Annotated in this window: 1 protein-coding gene; it reads left to right on the forward strand. The window is 62.5% G+C overall.

Annotated features, from left to right (window positions below):
* Positions 1 to 479: 479 nt before the first annotated feature.
* On the forward strand, positions 480 to 1,007 hold the full coding sequence (locus BG61_RS38365; protein ID WP_035938220.1) for a hypothetical protein: 528 nt from the start codon (positions 480 to 482) through the stop codon (positions 1,005 to 1,007).
* Positions 1,008 to 1,572 lie beyond the last annotated feature (565 nt).

Genomic DNA, 1,572 nt, shown 5'->3' on the forward strand with positions numbered 1-1,572 from the left:
TTCATCGACTGGAACCTTGCGCCTCAGATTGATAATGCAACGTTCTCGGTACAGATCCCCGATGGCCTGCAAAAAGTCGCGTTCGCAGCACAGCTTCCGCGTGCGGCGCCCGCCGCTGCCAAGCCGTCTGCGAAGAAGGGAGGCAAGTGATGAAAACAGGATCGTGGGACCGCGCCATTACGGCCTTGGTCGCCGCAGTATTGACGCTGGGGCTGATCAATCAGGCGGATGCACAGCGCGAGAGAGGCGGCGGCGCCCGTGGCGGAGGCGGTGGCGGTGGGGGCGACGGCGGCTATTCGCGTGGCGGGGCGGCGTCGGCTGGAGGGCTCTCTTCCGGCGGCTCGACCGCTGCGCAAGGCAGTTCGCGGCGTGGCGCCGGTCAGCAGGCAACGGGCCAACAACGGCAGGCCTCGCGCCAAGCTACAGCGACTTCAACTTCAAGCGCGAATCAGAGTGCGCGCCAGAGTTCGGCGAGTTCGATGCAGGAAACCTCCAGCCAGAACCAGGCGAACCGGCAGCAGAACACGAGCGAGAACCAGGCCCAGCGCCAGTCCACGTCGAGCCAGAACCAGGCGCAGCGCCAGACTACGTCCAGCCAGAATCAGAGTTCGCGGCAAGCCGCGGCGGCTCAAACGACCAGCCAGAACCAGAGTACGCGTCAGGCCACCGCCAAGGAGATGCAGAACACTCGGTCTACGACCGTGACCAACGTGCAGAACAACTACGATGGCAATTGCAACAACTGCTCAAACTCGGACTGGGACGGCGGTTCTGCGGCAGCCGGATTCGTAGCCGGCGCAATAGTAGTAGGTGCGGCCACGGCCGCAACAACACCGAACACCATCGTCGCCGCGCCGGCACCCGGGCCCGTCGGGCCGCCGTGCAACGTAGCTCCGGTCGCGGTCAACGGCGTGTCGTACTATCAATGTGGCGCAACCTGGTACGCGGCGGGTTATGCGAGCAGCGGCGTGGCGTACATGCCTGTTCAGCCGCCGCCCGGATACTGATCGCGGTGGCCTCGCGGCACCCGACGGTTGACCGTAAGCTGGGACGGAGCCGACGCTCGAATGTCAGCATGAAAGCATGGACCAATGTCCATTCCATCTCGGCCGATCACGGTCTCGCATAGAAAGGTCGCCGTGGTCGGCCACTGATCGGCCGCGTCAGGCAGCAGTCGGACCCGTTTGAGCCTTTCGAACTTTTGCCACGTGAACGGCGCCTATCGAGGGCTAACGGTCAACTCTTGTTGCACCCGCAGGAGGGAACAGGACATTTAGGGCCTGAAAGCTCGCGGAATCGCTATTCACCCTGTTCGACCGCCATCCTGATGTAGGCATTCTCGCCTCTGTCCTGCGTAGGCACGGGTAGTACGCCGATTCAGACGTCCAGTTGAGCTCTGCAATGTATGGAGTCAGTGCGGTTGTGCAGGCGGCATCACTTATACGCGTGCTCGCGTAAAGAATGCTCTAGGATCACGCAGAACAACCGCACGCTCCAGCGATACCGGACGAGGGAACGCCATCGGTTGCGGACCAATGAGGAGCATAGTGATGGAACAATTGCTGGCTGACT

Origin of the sequence: Caballeronia glathei (genome assembly GCF_000698595.1) — a bacterium.
In the GTDB taxonomy this organism is placed as follows: Bacteria; Pseudomonadota; Gammaproteobacteria; order Burkholderiales; family Burkholderiaceae; genus Caballeronia; species Caballeronia glathei.